An 18,806-nucleotide genomic window follows, 5' to 3' on the forward strand; every position below is an offset into this window, starting at 1 on the left:
TTCATTGTTTTTATGTCCGCAAAAGATTTTTTTCATAATGCAGTTAGGTTAGCTTTAGAAAAAGATGGTTGGTTAATTACTGACGATCCTTTAAGATTTATAGTAGATACTATAGAATTTCGTCTTGATTTAGGAGCGGAAAGACTTCTAGCAGCAGAAAAAGAAGGAGAAAAAATAGCAGTTGAAATAAAATCTTTTTTGGGAAAATCAGCGATTAGTGAATTTCATACAGCTTTAGGACAAACACTTAATTACCGTTATATTTTAGGAAGAGAAGCACCTGATCGTATTTTATATTTAGCAATTAGTTATGAAATCTATACAGCTTTTTTTCTGATACCTGTGATTCAAGAAATAATTGCTGAATATAAATTAAAATTATTGATATTTGAAACTAGGAAGGAGGAGATTGTTTTATGGAAGGAATAAATTACCCTGAATTAGTACAAACAGTATTAGCAAGACATACAGAAAGTCATTTAGCTAAAGGAACGGAAATACAATTAATATTTGATGATCAAAAAAAACACTATTTAGTAATTCATCTAGGTTGGGAAGGTGAAAAACGGACTTATGGTTCGGTTATTCATGTTGATATTAAGGATGGAAAAATCTGGATACAGTGTGATTTTACAGAGGAAGGAGTAGCTAATGAGTTGGTAGAGTTAGGTGTGCCGAAATCAGATATTGTTTTAGGTTTTAGATCACCTTATGTGAGACAGTTTACTGGTTTTGCATCAGTTTAGATTTTTTATTCAATTTTTATAACTTGATTTTTTGGGGATAGGCTTTTTGCTTATCCCCTTTTTAATATTTAAACACCCGGCGAATATAATTCGCGTCTACACAGACAAAACCCGCCTTCGCGGGTTCAAAAATCTTGCTTTTAGTCCACGCAGGTGGACTTTGTTTGTATAGCCGCAATTTCTAATCGCCAGGGCTGTTTGTAAATACCCAAATTAATATACTATATATTGTAGTATAAATTTATCCCTATGCCAGCCAAAGACATTTACCATAATACCGTTAGAAATGCCCTAGAAAAAGATAATTGGCAAATCACCAAAGATCCGTTCTCAAATGGGGTATAAGAGATTTATATATAGACTTAGGTGCAGAAAAACTCATAGCAGCCGAAAAAACTGGACAGAAAATAGCAGTCGAAATTAAAAGCTTTATAGGTGCTTCTCCAGTTACCGACTTAGAAAACGCTTTAGGGCAATATATCTTATATTACGACATTCTCACACGCTTAGAACCTGAACGCCGCTTATATCTCGCTATTCGTCAAGAAACCTACTCAGAACTATTTCAAGAACCAGTTGGTAAAATATTATTAGAAAATCAACGCCTTTGTTTACTTGTCTTCGACTCCAAACAAGAGATTATACTGCAATGGATACCTTAAATAATTATCGCCAAATCATTCAAAAAATCTTAACCGAATATTCTCAACTTCCCTACGCTTACGGTGAACTAGAAAGACAACTAATCATAGACCAAACCGCCAATCATTACTTACTACTAACATTAGGCTGGGAAAATAATCAACGAGTGCATGGTTGCTTAGTTCATATTGACATAATCAACGATAAAATCTGGATTCAAAGAGACGGAACAGAATACGGTATAGCCAACGAACTTGTTAACGCTGGTATTCCTAAAAATCAAATAGTTTTAGCCTTCCAACCAGCCGATATCAGACAATATACAGAATTTGCAATTACTTAGTTTAAAACTTTAGTTGAAGCCTTTGGTTTTTCGTTGCAGCTTAACCCAACCTAAGAATTATCACTAGATAAAGAATAATGAAAGTAGGATAGAATTTAAGGTAAAAAAATGATAAAATAAAGTAATGTCGAAAAATCGCAAATTACTAGAGAAAGGAAAATTAAAAATGGAAAGTTTAAGACTGCGATCGCGCATTGGTAAAGATGGACTATTAAAAATTCATTTACCACAGGCTAAAGAAGGAACTGAATTTGATATTATTGTTATTTATGAAATAGCTGTACCAAAAGAAGAAACAGCAACAGAACAAACCATGAAATTGAGTGATTTTTATGGTTGTATCCAAGATGAAACATTTATTAGACATCCACAATTAGAACAACCTGAAAGAGAAGCATTCTCATGATTTACTTATACAATTACAAGACTGGGAAGTAACATAATTAAACATCATCACTTTAATTTTATATGTCCGCGAAAGATTTTTTTCACAATGCAGTTAGGTTAGCTTTAGAAAAAGATGGTTGGTTAATTACTGATGATCCTTTATTGTTTCTTTGTTGCAAACTTACTTTTATGTCAAGTTGAAAATTTTTTTCATGTTGATTTTCCATTTAGCTGTTATTTATGTCGGAAATAGCAGGTAAACCCATTCCCGAAGCAAGATATAAACCTGTAATTTATCAAATAGCTTCATAACTTTATAGTTTACTGGTTTTGCAGAGGGTTAAATTTTTTGTATTCTTCCTTTGCGTCTTTGCATGAGAAAAAACTCTTCAACCCAAAGTTAAAATATCCTCTGGAAAATCCACCACCAAACGCAAAAATTTCAACCATTCAGAACCTAATAAAACTTCTGTAATATTATCCCCCACATGAACAGGAATTTCATATTCCTTACCATCCCATATTACCTTACCTAAATAGATATTAAACCTTGATTCACCTTGTGCTGTTTGCATAGGTTCATTACCAAGAAAAACCCAATCCAGTCCATCCAAATTTTGAGTATTAATTGCCATAAATTTGGTAAATCCTGTATTTAACATCGCATCCACAGGTAGATTTAACCCATCAGCAGTAATCAAATCAATCTCAAAAAATAGCTGCCCTTCACTACCAAAATTTCCCTGAATCATATTCTCCCAGTCGTTCCTGTTTCATTTAAGCAAAACACATAATTCTTAGCCTTTGGGTATTTCTCAAGGACTTTTTTATGAGCTTGAATATTATCTTGATCAAGAAAGTATTCACCACTATCTGGTTCTATAGCAATATACCAACCATAGTTACTTTCAATATATTCAGGACGGACACGCTCAAAAATTGCCCGACAACGCTGATAAAATATTTCATCATCTGCTTCTCGTCTGGCTAATTCTTCTGGTGATATAGTCAATTCAGGAAAAATTCTTCCTCTTCTTACCACTTTTTTTGATGTTATGTGAGTCATACTATTAACTTAAACTCTAGTTATTATCTTAACTTAAATTGTGCTTAATTGCAAATCTTATCATTATTTAAACATAAATTTTAACTTAATTTTCCCTTTTTAGTTTCATCATTAAAAGCTGCTGCTAGACCAGGACTGGTGATTGCGATCGCACTTTCATGCCATTTATAAATAATAGCATCAATCAAATCCCAAGCCTGATTAGAAGTATCAGTTAACCGAAAAGCCTCACTCACTTCTTTAATAAAACATCAGACCAATTAGCCAGACTTTCTAAAAATGATAAAAAAGGAGGCTTTAAGCTTCCACAGAAATAAATTTAATCAATAATCAACCAAGTTTATAACTGATATATCGGTTCAGACTAACTTTTTCTTCTGCGGCTTCTATAGCCAATTTGCGGTGTAGTGCCGGAGTGATGCGTAGCTGAAATTTACCACTATATTGCTTCTCTGCTAGTGGCTCTGGAGGTATCTCCCCAGTAGTTTCCATATCAGTTAGTATATCTTTCACTAGCTCTGTAATACCTTTGAGAGCAGTAAGATTATCTTCATGAAGATAAGACAGGCTAGGAAATTCAGCACACAAACCCACAAATTCTTGATCCTCTTGTGACCAAGTAACTCTATATGTATAGTGGTTGTGATTAACCATTTTCCGATTCCTCAGTTTCTTCAATTGGTGCTAATTTTTCTATCGCATCCAAAACTTGTCTAACTTGATAGGGCTTTACCTTTCCTTTGTCGCTTTGGATGTTGACTCGCGGATCTCCACTCCAGGGCATTTTGTAGACACAGTGGCTTGTCCTTTGCTGTCTGGGTTCTCCAAAATAATGAGTGCAAACCTTTACTAAATCAGTAAAGTTTACGTTCTGAGGATTATTTTTGAGTTCAGCAAGGATTTTTTTTATTTGTGTCATCTTCAGGTTTCCTTTTGTATATAAAATCCATGTCAATGTAAATTAAGTAAAATCTAAGTGATTTTACTCGGTATTAACAATGCACGAATTTAGAAACCTTAAGCACTGTTCCCAGTCAAGGTGGATAAATGCTTATCATAAGAAATTATTATGGATAGAATGCCATAATGTTGATAGCTCAATTATAGGATCAATATTGGTACTATGTCAATCCTTTTGTGATGGTAGGTGTAGATATGGCGGAACTGTTACCAGGGGCAAGGTCAGTAGTTGTAGGTTGGGTTGAGGAATGAAACCCAACATCTTTATAATGTTATTGCGTTGGGTTGCGCTTCGCTTAACCCAACCTACGAATATAATATAGAGGCATTACTTAAAAATCAGGTATAATTTAGGATAAAATATCACTTTAAATTTTTATGTCGGCAAAAGATATATTTCACAATACAGTTAAAATAGCCTTAGAAAAGGAGAATTGGCAAATTACTGATGATCCTTTATATTTGCGCCTAACAGCATTAGTGAAAATTAGGATAGATTTAGGAGCAGAAAAATTAATTGGTGCTGAGAAAGATAATCAAAAAATAGCAGTAGAGGTAAAAAGTTTTCTCGGACTTTCAGCAATTTCTGAATTTCATACAGCGATTGGTCAATTTTTAAATTATAGGATAGCATTAGGACAGCAAGACCCTGAAAGAGTATTATATTTAGCTATCTCTCAAGACATATATCAAGAGTTTTTTACTGATAGTTTCATTCAAACTGTTTTACAAACTTATGAAATTAAGTTATTAGTTTTTGACATTAATAAGGAGGCAATAGTCTTATGGAAACCTTAAATTATCAAGAGATAGTAAAAGATATTATCTCTAAATATGCAAAAGACCAAGCAGAGGAAGATTTAGAACACACAGAAATTGTGTTTGATACAGAACGGGATATTTATTTATTATTGTATACAGGATGGAAGGATGAAAATAGAATTTATGGTTGTCCGATTCATATTAGGATTAAAGATGGTAAAATTTGGATTCAGCGTGATTTTACGGAGGAAGGAATTGCTCAACAGTTGGTAGAGTTAGGTGTACCGAAAACAGATATTGTTTTAGGTTTTAGATCACCTTATGTGAGACGGTTTACAGGTTTTGCATCGGTTTAGAGTATTGATTACAGGAGATAGTTTTATGGAAACAATGAATTATCCTGAATTAGTCCAAACTGTATTAACCAGACATACAGAAAGTCAAAATACCCTCTGGAAAATCCACCACCAACCGCAAAAACTTCAACCACTCAGAACCAAGCAAAATTTCATTAATTCCTTTACCCACATTCACAGGAATTTGATACTGCTTTCCGTCTAATATCACTTGACCTAAATAAATCTGAAATTTTGATTCACTTTTTGCCGTCCGTAAGATTTCCTCCCCACTATACACCCATTCTAATCCATCTAAATCTTGTGTATTAATAGCCATAAAACCTGCAAAGCCCGTATCAAATAGGGCATCTATAGGAAGATTTAAGCCATCATTAGTAACTAATTCAATCTCAAAAAATAATTAATTGCCCATTTTCTCCAAAATAACCCTCTATCATATTGTGCCAGTTGTCCCCGTTTCATTCAAACAAAAAACGAAATGTCTAGCTTGAGGATATTTTTCCAACATTCTTTTATGAGATTGCATTCTATCCTGATCAATTAAATATTCTCCACTATCTGGTTCTATAGCAATATACCAACCATAGTGACTTTCGATATATTGAGGACGGACACGCTCAAAAATTGCCTGACAACGTTGATAAAATATTTCATCTTCCGCTTCTCGTCTGGCTAATTCTTCTGGTGATATAGTCAATTCAGGAAAAATTCTTCCTCTTCTTACCATTTTTTTTGATGTTATGTGAGTCATATTATTAACTTTAACTCTAGTTATTATTTTAAATTAAATTGTGCTTAATTGCAACTTTTATCATTTGAAATTAAGTTATCTGAATCAGGATATCCAGGATGAAAGGATGTACAGGATAATGATTTAAAATGGTGCGTTACTATATTATATAGCGAACTGCTTGCAGCAGCGCTTCGCTATCGCTATGCTACCCCCAAAGCCTTTACCTCAAGTACAGATATTAATAATAAAATAAAACTCTTGTGGTGCGGGCATCTTGCCCGCACAAGCTGAACTTACTATATTATATAGCGAACTGCTTGCAGCAGCGCTTCGCTATCGCTATGCTACACACAAAGTCTTTACCAATAATGCTTTACTAATCACTAACACACCCTACTATAAATAATTTAAGATAGTTCTTCCTTATCAAAATAAGGATAACATATTTAAAATCCTTTGTCAATTTTGTCAGAATCAGGATATCCAGGATGAAAGGATGTACAGGATGAAGATGGGGATTTTATGATGATGTCAATGATTTAAAATGATGCGTTACTATATTATATAGCGAACTGCTTGCAGCAGCGCTTCGCTATCGCTATGCTACACACAAAGTCTTTACCAATAATGCTTTACTAATCGCTAACACACCCTACTCAAAAAGCTGTTCCCTGTCACCTATCCCTGTGCGTAGCACCTGTCACCTAATTTATGTCAGAATCAGGATATCCAGGATGAAAGGATGTACAGGATGAAGATGGGGATTTTATGATGATGTCAATGATTTAATATGGTGCGTTACTATATTATATAGTTATTATATAGCGAACTGCTTGCAGCAGCGCTTCGCTATCGCTATCCTACCTCCAAAGTCTTCACCTCAAGTACAGATATTAATAATAAAATAAAACTCTTGTGGTGCGGGCATCTTGCCTGCACAACCTGAACTTACTATATTATATAGCGAACTGCTTGCAGCAGCGCTTCGCTATCGCTATGTTACACACAAAGTTCTTACCAATGGTGCATTACGAATACAGCTAACACACCCTACTATAAATAATTTACGATAGTTCTTCCTTATCAAGATTAGTATAACATTTTTAAAATTCTTTGTCAACACCTGAAAATAAAATTTTTCGCGGTTTTTTTGCGTTTTGTTGGCTGTTCCCTGTCAACTGATGAAAGGATGTACAGGATGAAGATGGGGATTTTCTGATGATGTCAATGATTTAAAATGGTGCGTTACGCTGTCGCTAACACACCCTACTTTTAAAATTTAAGATAGTTCTTCCTTATCAAGCTTAGGATAACATATTTAAAATCCTTTGTCAACACCTAAAAATAAAATTTTTCGCGGTTTTTTTGCGTCTTGTGATAATTGTAGGTTGGGTTAAGCCACAACGTAACCCAACAAAGTCCTAACAATAAAGTCCCGAAGTTATTGGGTTGAGAAAACCCAATAAAGCTATTAACTAAACAAGAAAGTACCTCCGAACAGGTTTAAACTCGCATTGGTGCTATTAAATCCTGATGTATCAGATAAAATCATTAATGATTGACCAGTACCAAAACCAGGATTACCACTAATACCATCTCCAGCCCGCACTAATGTAGAATTACCTGATGTAATTACATCAAAACTGGCAATACCTGTAAAGTTCAGTTTATCGCCACCGACACCGCGCACAAAGTGGTAAACTGTATCTGTAGCATCACCAAGAACGTAATTAACGTTATCTACAGCATTATCGTTTAAACCTAAATACAAGGTATCGTTACCGAAGCCACCTCTGAGAATGTTAGCTGCTGCGTTACCTGTAATGCTGTTATCGAGGTCATTACCTGTACCGTTAATAGCGGTTGTTCCCTGTAACGTTAGGTTTTCGGTATTGGGGGTTAAGGTATAGGTTACAGTTGTGAAAACACTATCAGTTCCTTCATTCAAGTTTTCTGTGATGGTATCTGCTGTACTGTCAACATAATAGGAGTCATTACCAGCACCACCAATGAGGGTATCATTTCCTAAACCACCGGTGAGAACGTTATCGGCTGCGTTACCTGTAATGCTGTTATCGAGGTCATTACCTGTACCATTAATAGCGGTTGTTCCCTGTAAAGTCAGGTTTTCGGTATTGGGGGTGAGGGTATAGGTTACAGTTGTGAAAACAATATCAGTTCCTTGATTTACTAATTCTGTGATGGTATCTGCTGTATTGTCCACATAATAGGAGTCATTACCAGCACCACCAATTAAAGTATCAGCACCCGTACCACCTGTAAGAACGTTATCGGCTGCGTTACCTGTAATGATATTATTCAGGTTATTACCTGTACCGTTAATAGCGGTTGTTCCCTGTAACGTTAGGTTTTCGGTATTGGGGGTTAAGGTATAGGTTACAGTTGTGAAAACAATATCAGTTCCTTCATTAGCATTTTCTGTGATGATATCTGCTGTATTGTCCACATAATAGGAGTCATTACCAGCGCCACCAATTAAAGTATCAGCACCCGTACCACCAGTGAGAACGTTATCGGCTGTATTACCTGTAATGATATTATTGAGGGTGTTACCTGTACCGTTAATAGCGATTGTTCCCTGTAACGTTAGGTTTTCTACATTGGCGCTGAGGGTGTAAGTTGCTGCGGTGCTGAAAACGCTATCTAGTCCTTGATTTACTGATTCTGTGATGATATCTGCTGTACTGTCAACATAGTAGGAGTCATTACCAGCGCCACCAATGAGGCTATCATTTCCTAAACCACCAATGAGGGTATCAGCGCCCGCACCACCATTAAGAGTGTTATTACCAGTGTTACCTGTAATGGTATTATTGAGGGTGTTACCAGTACCGTTAATAGCGGTTGTTCCTTGTAACGTTAGGTTTTCTAAGTTGGCTCTTAATGTCCAAGTGATAGAAGATTCAACGGTATCAATACCTTGATTTAAAAATTCAGCAATGACATCACCCACATTATCCACTACATAAGTGTCATTACCTTTACCACCACCTAATAAATCTGCACCTGTTCCCCCGTTGAGAGTGTCATTACCATCTCCACCACCTAAATCATCGTTTCCTGTACCTGCTTTAATCCAATCATTACCAGTAGTACCATCAAAACTGACAGTACCTGTAAAGCTAGTTAAATCAAAGCGTTCAAATCCGAATACTGTTGTCCCTGGAATATCTAATTGATTGGTGGTGTTACTGGTATCTATGGAGATAAGATCATTAGCTGTTCCTCCGGTGATAATTAAGGTGTCTGTGCCATTACCACCTTTGATGATGTCGTTTTGTTGTAAATTGGCCCATGTACTGGTGATGGTGTCGTCTCCATAGTCAGCATCTATGATATCTTGTTGGGCTGTGGTGGTGAAACTTTCGTTATCGTTAAGGTCAGTGACTCCAATGGTTAATTGTCTTTCAAAGAATAACCCACCCTGGTCTGTTGTCCTCAGTCGAATGCTGTAACTGTTTTTGGTTTCAAAGTCAAATACAAAGTTGGTGGTAAGTTGATTTCCGCTAATGGTAAATAAACTATTATCCGTTGCACCGTCTCCGGTGACTAAACTATAAGTAAAGGTGTTTCCTGTATCTGGGTCTGTGGTGGAAAGATTACCAACCACTGTACCAATAATTTGGTTTTCCGCAACTGTGCTGGTGGAGAGTGTGAGGCTGGTGGGTGCTTTGTTAATAAACTCACTCACGTCTATGATTTGTAGTCCTGAATAATCATCAGCTACGTAAGCATAGTTACCGACTACTTGCACACCCCAAGCATAGCCAGATGTATCATAATTGCCCTTGAGGGTGGGGGTAGAGGGGTTGCTGATGTCAATTATTTGTAGTCCTGAAGAATCATCAGCTACATAAGCGTAGTTGCCGACTACTTGCACACCCCAAGCATAGCCAGATGTATCATAATTGCCCTTGAGGGTGGGGGTAGAGGGGTTGCTGATGTCAATTATTTGTAGTCCTGAAGAATCATCAGCTACATAAGCGTAGTTGCCGACTACTTGCACACCTATAGCATAGCCAGATGTATTATAATTGCCCTTGAGGGTGGGGGTAGTGGGGTTGCTGATGTCAATGATTTGTAGTCCTGAACCAGCATCAGCTACGTAAGCATAGTTACCGACTACTTGCACACCCCAAGCATAGCCAGATGTATCATAATTGCCCTTGAGGGTGGGGGTTGTGGGGTTGCTGATGTCAATGATTTGTAGTCCTGAAGTATAATCAGCTACATAAGCATAGTTACCGACTACTTGCACACCAAAAGCAATGCCAGATGTATCATAATTGCCCTTGAGGGTGGGGGTTGTGGGGTTGCTGATGTCTATGATTTGTAGTCCTGAATAATAATCAGCTACATAAGCATAGTTACCCACTACTTGCACACCTCTAGCATAGCTAGATGTATTATAATTGCCCTTGATGGTGGGGGTAGTGGGGTTGCTGATATCAATGATTTGTAGTCCTGAATAATAATCAGCAACATAAGCGTAGTTACCGACTACTTGCACACCCCAAGCAGAGCCAGAAGTATTATAATTGCCCACTAATGTGGGTGCAAATACTCCCTGGTAGGTGTTGAGGGTGTGTGCAACAATATCTGACAAATGTAGAGATGTGCCATGGAATGTCTCTGTAACGGGAATATTCACCTCTAACTGCCAATTTCCCCCTAATGCTGCATTGCCGGTTTTTGTGGTGGAGGCGCTAATGGTGGCGTTGGTAATTTGATGTAATTTGTCAATAAATTCTGCCCCTGCATCCCCAGCAGCGACGTTACAACCATATAGTAAAATATTCTGAGGTTGCCACTGTTGTAATTGTTGGGTGTAATTATGAATATTGGTTAAGTTTAATTGACTATTGCCTAAATATAAGCATCCGGGCGCACCGTGGGAAAGGATGTGAATGGTGGTGATGTGGGGATGTTGTTGTAAAATTTGGCTAACTTGCTCGATTCCGTCTTGCTCTGGGGAAATAATAACTGTTTTTACGCCTTCGATAATTCCTGTTTGCAGGGTGTGATAGTCGGAAAGGGAGGCATCTATAAAAACAATTGTTGTTGCGGTTTGACGGAGAAAAGAGTTGTTAGACATATTTTTCCTTTGCACCTGGTACTGTTGGTTTTTGTTATATGGGGTAGAAAATGAGCAACTTCACGTAATAAAACCTTGTCATAATATGATTGTAATTGATTAAAGTCAGAAGTACAACCGTATTTTTTTAAATTTAATAGGTGTTAATTAGTGTCACATACATAATACTCTGGTAACATTCATGCTTTTACATTTGTCTGAATCAGGATATCCAGGATGAAAGGATGTACAGGATAATGATTTAATATGGTGCGTTACTATATACTCTGGTAACATTTATGCTTTTACATTTGTCAGAATCAGGATATCCAGGATGAAAGGATGTACAGGATGAAGATTTAATATGGTGCGTTATTATATTATTATATAGATGTAGCGAACTGCTTGCAGCAGCGCTTCGCTATCGCTATGTTACACCTAAAGTTTTTACCTACTCAAAAAGCTGTCCCCTGTCCCCTGTTCCCTGTTCCCTGATTAAAGGATGTACAGGATGAGGAGGGGGATTTTTTGATGATGTCAATGATTTAAAATGGTGCGTTACGCTGTCGCTAACACACCCTACTCAAAAAGCTGTTCCCTGTCACCTGTCCCCGTGGCGTAGCACCTGTCACCTAATTTATGTCAGAATCAGGATATCCAGGATGAAAGGATGTACAGGATGAAGATGGGGATTTTCTGATTATGATTAAAGATGGTGCGTTACTATATTATATGGCTATGATGTAGCGAACTGCTTGCAGCAGCGCTTCGCTATCGCTATGTTACACCTAAAGTTTTTACCAATGGTGCGTTACGAAGACAGCTAACACACCCTACTCAAAAAGCTGTTCCCTGTCACCTGTCACCTGTTCCCTGTCACCTATTACCTGATAACTGTGATATTCATTATTATTAAAATTCCAAATTGTCATTGACACAAAAAATATTTAAAATTGCTACACTATAAACGCACCTAAAAACTCATCTCTGATTAACCATAAAAATATATGACTCTTACCCAATCTCATGCCTATATATCCCCGGAAGAATATTTAGAATTAGAAAAAAATAGCCCCATTAAATATGAATATATTCAAGGGCAAATTTACGCAATGGCAGGTGCTAGTGATGCCCATGTGACAATCACTACTAATTTAGTTGCTCTTTTAAGAAATCATATTCGTGGTACAGGATGTCGTCTTTACGTGACTGATATGAAAGCTAGAATTGAAACTCTGGATATTTTTTATTATCCTGATATGATGGTAACTTGCGATCCAAGAGATACAAAGTTTGAATATTTTAAATGCTATCCAAGTTTAATTATTGAAGTTTTATCACCTGCAACTGAAGCTTTTGATAGAGGTGATAAATTCATTGACTATCAAGAATTAGAAACTTTAAAAGAATATGTTTTAGTTAGTCAAAATCGTCAAAGAGTTGATCGTTTTAGTCTCAATAATCAAGGAAGATGGGAACTTTATAGTTATAGAGGAAATCAACAATTAGAGTTAACAAGTGTAAATTTTAAATGTCTTTTAACTGATATTTATGAAGATGTTAATTTTCTACGCTGATAAGTTGGAATTTCTATTGATGTTTATTTTTAAATAGTTTAGACAGGATAGAAAGTTTAATCCAAACTATTTTCTGTTCTGATACGGCTTTGGGGTCAATATTTTGACGCTAATTGTTCCATGGTTTTGATCACTTCTACCAATTTGTGAATATGTGCTAACTCATGGGTAGCCATCATAGATATTCTAATCCGACTTGTACTCACTGTGGGAGGACGAATGGCCGGGGCAAAAATTCCTGATGCTTGCATTAGCTTTCCTGCTGTTAATGCTGCGGCTGCGTTGGGTAATTGAAAACATAATATCGCTGATTCCGTCGGTAATAATTTTAAGTTAGGTAAATTGTCTTCAATTAATTGTTTTAAATAGTTGACATTTTGCCACAATTGCGATCGCCTTTGCGGTTCTTGTTGGACTATTTTTATAGCCGCTAAAGCTGCGGCTGTGTCTGCGGGAGAAAGAGCAGTGGTATAAATCCAACTAGGGGCGCGATTGCGTAAAAAGTCAATTAGGGTGCTGCTACCGGCTACATAGCCGCCCAAACTCCCCAAAGCTTTACTTAATGTGCCAATTTGAATTAATTCTCTACCTGTACACCCGAAATGTTCCACACACCCAGCACCAGTTTTACCCATGACTCCCGTAGCATGAGCTTCGTCTAGCAGTAGCATACAACTAAATTCTGTCGCTAAATCTAGCAGTTGGGGTAATGGACATAAATCACCATCCATGCTAAAAACGCTATCAGTAACTATTAAACAGCGTCGGTAATTCTTGCGATATTGCTGTAAATTTTGACATAGTGCTGTCATGGCACTGTGCGGATATTCCATCACCGTTGCACCGCTGAGAATTGCCCCTTTTTTGAGGCTGGAATGGTTAAATTGATCAGCTAAAATTAAGTCTCTTTTACCGACTATAGCCGCAATTGTACCTAGATTTGCTAAATAACCGGAGCTAAATACTAATGCGTCTTGGGTTTGTTTGCTAGATGCTATTTCCCGTTCTAATTCTCTGTGTAATTCCCGATGTCCACTGAGTAATCTAGAACCTGTACTACCAGTGCCAAATTCTTGAATAGCATTAATAGCGGCTGTTTGTAACCGTTGATCACTTGCTAGTCCTAAGTAGTCATTACTGGCAAAATTAATCACCTCTCGCCCAGATAATAACACTGTTGCACCAGGCCGGCTGTGAATAGTTTCTACGGAACGATACCAGTCAGCCTGGTGAATAGTGGACAGAGATTCGTTTATCCAGGCATAAGGATGATTATTCATTGTTTAAACTGCTTAATTTATGAAGATTCTGAGGACTTACGCACAAGTTAGGGAATAATAAACCACAAAGGAGCAAAGGACACGAAGACAAGAGAGTTTGAGAGGTATTTTGCGTAGGTGCTTGTCAAAATTTTATAAAACCATTGTCGTTGTTTTATTCACCTGAAAACCAATCTTTTCATAAAATTTTTGTTGGTGAGTAGTCATTAAGTATACACGCTCTACTTTTTGCATTCGGGGATGATTTAAAACGGTTTCTATTAACTTGCTCCCTAGTCCATTACCTTGATAATCTGGATGAATGACAACATCCCAAATTGTAGCGCGATAGATGCCATCAGAGGTCGCTCTAGCAAAGCCAATTAATAATTCTTGATCCCAGACAGAAATAACAGGTTCACTGTTAGCAATAGCTATAGCCAAATCTTTAATATTTCGTCCTTTTGCCCAAAAAGCAGCAATATCAAACAATTCTTGAAGTTTACAAATATCAATATCACCACGACTTTGACTAAATTGAATTTGAGAATATTTCATCTATGATTATCCAATTATCACAATATGTTCGCTTCTGTTATGACATATTTTCCTGAAAATTACTAAGGCTGTATATGTATATGCAACATTTGAATTCAAAGTTAAAAAACTCCCTTTCATTACTATTACCTATTACCCATTACCTATTACCCACTCACTTACAAACCCACTTCCATAGAGGATGTGTAGATCCTTGTTGACGAATGTGATAAACTTGCCTTTGTAAATGTTCCTGCTCCTTTAATGGTAATCCCCAAAGGATATTACGAATTTGCCAGACTAACACAGAAGTTGTCATAGCAATACACAAGGTTAAACCAAGAGTAGACAGAGGGTGAAAAATCAGCGCGTATCGTAATCCTACCCAGGTAAAATATTGTTGCAACAAATAAATTTCCGCCCGTAAATCCCACAGACAAAAAGGCGCGATAGTTAGCCACAAAAAGCCAGCAAATAACCATCTACCATATACTGTTAGCAGATATAGTTTCTGTATTTGTTGAGTAAAATTAGGGTCTAAAGCTAATTGTTCGTCCTCAAGTGGTACTTCAGGTTTATCCATAGGAATGGTATAAGCGTCTACAAAATCTCCTTAATCTCGTTCCCAGTCTCCGACTAGGAACAAGTGATCAATAAATTTAACTTTCTGGGGAACTGATAGGGGTTTCAACTGGGTAATTTTCACTACGTTCTCGCCACCAGATCAGCAGTGTACTAGCAATGAAAATACTAGAATAAGCTCCCATTGTAAAGCCCACAATTAAGGCTAAAGAAAAATTATGCAGTGTTTCCCCACCAAAGAAGAAGATGGCAGTTAATGTTAGTAGAGTTGTTAAAGTCGTGTTAATTGACCTACTTAAAGTTTGGTTAACAGCATCATCAACAATATCAGCAATTGGTTGTTCAGGGTGAAGTTTAATCGTTTCCCGAATCCGATCATAAATGACAACAGTATCATTGACAGAAAAACCGGTGATAGTCAGCAAGGCCACGATAAACAGACTATCTACTTCAACGCCGAAAACCAAGCCTAAAATCGAGAAAACCCCAGTGGTAATCAAAATGTCGTGAAACAAGGCCACAATGGCAAATACAGCGTAATCCCATTGAAACCTGACAGCCATGTAGATAGTAATTCCTATAAAGGAAACTATTAAAGCCAAGACCCCGGAAGTAAATAACTCCTTTCCTAAAGTTGCACCAACGGAGTCATCTTGATTTTTTTGCGGGTCAAAAGCGCCGATTTTTTCACTGAGAGCATTTTGTAGATTGATACGCTGTTCGGCTGCGAGTGTTTTCGTGCGGATAGTGATACCATTTTCTTGGCCATTTTCCGAGATTAATTGGATACTACTATCACCAAGACCCTGAGATTTAGCCACCTCTCGCACAACGTTGATATCTATTGATTGGTCACAATTACCAATTTTGCCACAATCTCGCACCAATTGCAACCTTGTACCGCCAATAAAGTCCAAACTAGGACGCAAAGGGGCTTTAATATTGGGATTTAAGGAAGATATCACCATGGAAATTATCCCACTGAGGATAATAACGCAGGAAATAGTCCACCATGTACCCCGTGCTTTGTTAATATCTAATCTCATTGTGCCACTCCTGTCTTATTTATTACTGGCACATTAGGAGCATAAAGTTTGGTGTTCCGCAAAGAGGGAATGGAAATAACTAAAAACATCAATGTGCGACTACAAGTAATTGCGGTAAACATACTTACCGCTACACCTAAAGCTAATGTGAGCGCGAAGCCTTTTACTAGTCCTGAACCCAACCAAAATAAAGCAGCACAAGCAATCCAGGTAGTAACATTACTATCTAAGATACTAGAAAAAGCGCGGTAAAAACCGGATTCTACAGAACGATACAGAGATTTACCAGCTTGTAATTCTTCCCTAGTGCGTTCAAAAATCAAAACATTAGCATCAACAGCCATACCGATACTGAGAATAAAACCCGCAATTCCGGGTAAGGTGAGGGTGACACTCAGTAAACAGAAAGCAGCCCAAGTGAGTAGGGAGTAAATTAATAGTGATACATTTGCGATCATTCCTGGTAGTCTGTAGTACAACACCATAAATATTAATACTAAAGTTAGACCGCCAATACCAGCATAGATACTTCTTTGAATACTATCTTTTCCTAAGGTAGCGCCTACCGTTCTTCTTTCCGCAATTTCCACAGGAACGGGTAATGCACCCCCGCGCAACTGTACCCCTAAATCATTCGCTTCTTGGGCTTGAAAACGACCTGTAATTACCGCAGAACCGCCTGTAATCCCAGTAGCAGCAAATTCTACTCCCACCGTCGGTGAACTAATCAGTTCATTATCGAGGAAAATACCGATACCGCGACCAGTTCCCGCCAGGTCTTTTGTTAGTCCGGCAAAGAGTTCACCACCTTTTTGATCAAAACGAATGGCCACGTCCCAATTATTGCCCTGAGTGGGCTGTCCATAGGCATCCTGGAGATATTTACCAGTCAGAGGTGGGTTGGTACTTTCAAACAATTCTGCTACCGCTTGATTATTTTGATCAAACTCTTGTTTATTGGTATTAATTGCAGCTTGATCTTTGGTCTTTTTCAATTCTTCCCGCTTGGTTTTTAGGTCGTTTTTTGTTACCTGTAAAGCTATAAGTTGAGCTTCTGTATTTGGTTTTTGGATACGGAACTCTAATTGCGCTGTACCTCCTAATATTCGTTCTGCTTGTTCTGGGTCATTGACACCAGGTAATTGTACTAAAATTTTGTCTGTACCCACGGTTTGAATTACAGGTTCAGAAACACCTAAACCATTAATTCGTCCTTCGACCACTCTTTTCACAGCTTCCAATTCCCTTTCGGTAATTTGGGGAATTTCCGCTGTTGGTTTTACCTGAATGGTAAGCTGGGAACCGCCCCGTAGATCTAGTCCCAGGGGTACAGGAATTGTGATAATTACTGTAATAGCGGCAATTACCAAGACTATAATTAATGCTAATAGCGATCGCTGTTTTTGCATACCATGACTCACAACTGACAAAGGTTATAATAACGCTCTTTTTGTCGGTTGTGAGTAGAAAATTTCCGAGGGAATAGGTAATACTTAGGCTCATCTCAGTAACCAGAGACATCCGTAGGGGCGAACGGCCGTTCGCCCGTACAACTGTCAACTGTCAACTGTCAACTGTCACCTAAACGCGCAAAGCGACCATTTTCTGGACTGCTTCGATGATTTGCTCTGGTTGAACAATTGTGAGGCGTTCCAGATTACCATTATAAGGGGTGGGGATATCCTGGGAAGAAAGACGCAATACAGGAGCGTCTAATTCATCAAATAAGCGGTCATTAATAGAAGCGGTTAATTCCGCACCAATACCCCCGGTTCTCATACACTCCTCCACGATGATAACGCGGTGAGTTTTGCGAATGGACGCGCCAATAGTGTTAAAATCGAGAGGTTTGAGGGAGATTAAATCAATAACTTCTGGATCATAACCTTGTTTTTCCAAAGATTTCACAGCTTGTAAAACATGATATCGCATCCGTGAATAAGTTAAAATTGTCACATCCTTACCTTTACGGACAACTTCAGCTTGATCTAAGGGGAGGACATATTCTGTTTCTGGTAAATCTTCTTTTAAATTATAAAGTAAAACGTGTTCAAAAAATAAGACTGGGTTGTCATCGCGGATAGCTGCTTTCAGTAAGCCTTTAGCATTGTAAGGGGTGGAACAAGCGACAATTTTTAAACCGGGAACAGCTTGGAAATAAGCTTCTAGACGTTGGGAATGTTCCGCACCTAATTGTCTACCCACACCTCCAGGACCACGAATGACCATAGGGATTTTAAAGTTACCACCGGAAGTATAGCGTAACATACCCGCATTATTAGAAATTTGGTTGAAGGCCAGGAGCAGAAAGCCCATATTCATTCCTTCAATAATAGGACGTAACCCGGTCATAGCAGCGCCTACAGCTATTCCAGTAAAGCTATTTTCCGCAATAGGGGTATCTAAAACTCGCAAATCACCATACTTTTGGTGTAGATCTTTAGTAACTTTATAAGAACCGCCGTAGTGTCCTACGTCTTCACCCAGAACGAATACCTTAGAGTCGCGGGACATTTCCTCGTCAATAGCTTCCCGCAGGGCGTTGAAAAATAGTGTTTCTGCCATTTAGACCTTTATTGCAATTTATCGTTATAGAATTTTATCGTGCCATTGTCCCGAATACCGTCAAGCCTAGCACTGTTGTTGATCACTAGGAATATTCTTGATCATCAATTGTCAGCACGTAGGGGTGAAAAACTCATGATATCTGAC

20 protein-coding genes and 3 pseudogenes are annotated in these 18,806 nt (G+C 37.8%); 9 read left to right on the forward strand and 14 right to left on the reverse strand.

The genetic code is table 11. The features are described 5' to 3' along the window. Window positions 1-12: 12 nt before the first annotated feature. From H6F62_RS06975 to H6F62_RS07000, 6 genes and pseudogenes are all read left to right on the forward strand, one after another. Window positions 13-429, forward strand: coding sequence for a XisH family protein (locus tag H6F62_RS06975; RefSeq protein WP_104388590.1), 417 nt, complete (start codon window positions 13-15; stop codon window positions 427-429). After that, a complete protein-coding gene (locus H6F62_RS06980; protein WP_137907436.1) occupies window positions 417-746 on the forward strand; it encodes a XisI protein in 330 nt (109 codons plus the stop codon). Before H6F62_RS06975 ends, H6F62_RS06980 begins: the two co-directional genes overlap by 13 nt. A 249-nt stretch (window positions 747-995) precedes the next feature. Beyond that, a pseudogene (locus H6F62_RS06985) lies at window positions 996-1,408 on the forward strand (element excision factor XisH family protein). Beyond that, a complete protein-coding gene (locus H6F62_RS06990; protein ID WP_190369794.1) occupies window positions 1,396-1,731 on the forward strand; it encodes a XisI protein in 336 nt (111 codons plus the stop codon). Before H6F62_RS06985 ends, H6F62_RS06990 begins: the two are co-directional and overlap by 13 nt. A 124-nt stretch (window positions 1,732-1,855) precedes the next feature. Further along, entirely contained in the window at window positions 1,856-2,137 is a 282-nt protein-coding gene (locus H6F62_RS06995) for a hypothetical protein (protein WP_236097087.1), read from the forward strand. A gap of 62 nt (window positions 2,138-2,199) precedes the next feature. Beyond that, window positions 2,200-2,280, forward strand: a pseudogene (locus tag H6F62_RS07000) (element excision factor XisH family protein); the annotation flags it as partial. A gap of 227 nt (window positions 2,281-2,507) precedes the next feature. On the opposite strand, the gene H6F62_RS07005 reads toward H6F62_RS07000, so the two are convergent. The 5 genes from H6F62_RS07005 to H6F62_RS07025 form a co-directional block, all read right to left on the reverse strand. Next, the gene (locus H6F62_RS07005; RefSeq protein ID WP_190371665.1) at window positions 2,508-2,870 is read right to left on the reverse strand and encodes an aspartyl protease; all 363 of its coding nucleotides are present in this window, start codon (window positions 2,868-2,870) and stop codon (window positions 2,508-2,510) included. Beyond that, the gene (locus tag H6F62_RS07010; RefSeq protein WP_137907439.1) at window positions 2,867-3,184 is read right to left on the reverse strand and encodes a hypothetical protein; all 318 of its coding nucleotides are present in this window, start codon (window positions 3,182-3,184) and stop codon (window positions 2,867-2,869) included. Before H6F62_RS07010 ends, H6F62_RS07005 begins: the two co-directional genes overlap by 4 nt. Before the next feature lie 80 nt (window positions 3,185-3,264). After that, a complete protein-coding gene (locus H6F62_RS07015; RefSeq protein ID WP_190371666.1) occupies window positions 3,265-3,420 on the reverse strand; it encodes a hypothetical protein in 156 nt (51 codons plus the stop codon). 94 nt (window positions 3,421-3,514) lie between these two features. After that, complete coding sequence (locus H6F62_RS07020) at window positions 3,515-3,838, reverse strand: type II toxin-antitoxin system HicB family antitoxin (protein WP_190371667.1); 324 nt, start codon at window positions 3,836-3,838, stop codon at window positions 3,515-3,517. Beyond that, window positions 3,831-4,103: a toxin HicA gene (locus H6F62_RS07025; protein WP_190371668.1), complete on the reverse strand. Its 273-nt coding sequence runs from the start codon at window positions 4,101-4,103 to the stop codon at window positions 3,831-3,833. Before H6F62_RS07025 ends, H6F62_RS07020 begins: the two co-directional genes overlap by 8 nt. Window positions 4,104-4,522: 419 nt before the next feature. Between H6F62_RS07025 and H6F62_RS07030 the strand changes: the two genes are divergently transcribed. Then, on the forward strand, window positions 4,523-4,942 hold the full coding sequence (locus H6F62_RS07030; protein ID WP_137907442.1) for a XisH family protein: 420 nt from the start codon (window positions 4,523-4,525) through the stop codon (window positions 4,940-4,942). Further along, window positions 4,930-5,262 carry a XisI protein gene (locus H6F62_RS07035; protein WP_137907443.1) on the forward strand — a complete coding sequence of 111 codons (333 nt, stop codon included), beginning with the start codon at window positions 4,930-4,932 and terminating at the stop codon, window positions 5,260-5,262. Before H6F62_RS07030 ends, H6F62_RS07035 begins: the two co-directional genes overlap by 13 nt. Before the next feature lie 64 nt (window positions 5,263-5,326). Here H6F62_RS07035 and H6F62_RS07040 read toward each other — a convergent pair. The 3 genes and pseudogenes from H6F62_RS07040 to H6F62_RS07050 form a co-directional block, all read right to left on the reverse strand. After that, window positions 5,327-5,702 (reverse strand): annotated as a pseudogene (locus tag H6F62_RS07040) (aspartyl protease). Beyond that, window positions 5,699-6,016, reverse strand: coding sequence for a hypothetical protein (locus H6F62_RS07045; protein ID WP_137907444.1), 318 nt, complete (start codon window positions 6,014-6,016; stop codon window positions 5,699-5,701). The pseudogene H6F62_RS07040 and the gene H6F62_RS07045 overlap by 4 nt, the downstream one beginning before the upstream one ends. Before the next feature lie 1,453 nt (window positions 6,017-7,469). Beyond that, the gene (locus H6F62_RS07050) at window positions 7,470-11,114 is read right to left on the reverse strand and encodes a DUF4347 domain-containing protein (protein WP_190371669.1); all 3,645 of its coding nucleotides are present in this window, start codon (window positions 11,112-11,114) and stop codon (window positions 7,470-7,472) included. 986 nt (window positions 11,115-12,100) lie between these two features. On the opposite strand from H6F62_RS07050, the gene H6F62_RS07055 reads away from it, so the two are divergent. Next, window positions 12,101-12,670, forward strand: a complete 570-nt coding sequence (locus H6F62_RS07055) for a Uma2 family endonuclease (protein ID WP_190371670.1) — start codon at window positions 12,101-12,103, stop codon at window positions 12,668-12,670. A gap of 95 nt (window positions 12,671-12,765) precedes the next feature. On the opposite strand, the gene bioF is transcribed toward H6F62_RS07055, so the two are convergent. The 6 genes from bioF to H6F62_RS07085 form a co-directional block, all read right to left on the reverse strand. Beyond that, complete coding sequence (gene bioF, locus H6F62_RS07060; protein ID WP_190371671.1) at window positions 12,766-13,950, reverse strand: 8-amino-7-oxononanoate synthase; 1,185 nt, start codon at window positions 13,948-13,950, stop codon at window positions 12,766-12,768. Between the two features lie 132 nt (window positions 13,951-14,082). After that, window positions 14,083-14,487 carry a GNAT family N-acetyltransferase gene (locus H6F62_RS07065; protein WP_190371672.1) on the reverse strand — a complete coding sequence of 135 codons (405 nt, stop codon included), beginning with the start codon at window positions 14,485-14,487 and terminating at the stop codon, window positions 14,083-14,085. Window positions 14,488-14,641: 154 nt separating this feature from the next. Next, the gene (locus H6F62_RS07070) at window positions 14,642-15,049 is read right to left on the reverse strand and encodes a hypothetical protein (RefSeq protein ID WP_190371673.1); all 408 of its coding nucleotides are present in this window, start codon (window positions 15,047-15,049) and stop codon (window positions 14,642-14,644) included. A gap of 76 nt (window positions 15,050-15,125) precedes the next feature. Beyond that, window positions 15,126-16,094 (reverse strand): protein translocase subunit SecF, encoded by a 969-nt coding sequence (gene secF / locus H6F62_RS07075; RefSeq protein ID WP_137908750.1) that lies wholly within the window; start codon window positions 16,092-16,094, stop codon window positions 15,126-15,128. Further along, window positions 16,091-17,503: a protein translocase subunit SecD gene (gene secD, locus H6F62_RS07080; RefSeq protein WP_190371681.1), complete on the reverse strand. Its 1,413-nt coding sequence runs from the start codon at window positions 17,501-17,503 to the stop codon at window positions 16,091-16,093. Before secD ends, secF begins: the two co-directional genes overlap by 4 nt. Window positions 17,504-17,675: 172 nt before the next feature. Continuing rightward, on the reverse strand, window positions 17,676-18,659 hold the full coding sequence (locus H6F62_RS07085; RefSeq protein ID WP_137908751.1) for an alpha-ketoacid dehydrogenase subunit beta: 984 nt from the start codon (window positions 18,657-18,659) through the stop codon (window positions 17,676-17,678). Window positions 18,660-18,806: the final 147 nt, after the last annotated feature.

The organism is Anabaena sp. FACHB-1391 (assembly GCF_014696755.1).
Classification (GTDB): domain Bacteria; phylum Cyanobacteriota; class Cyanobacteriia; order Cyanobacteriales; family Nostocaceae; genus Dolichospermum; species Dolichospermum planctonicum.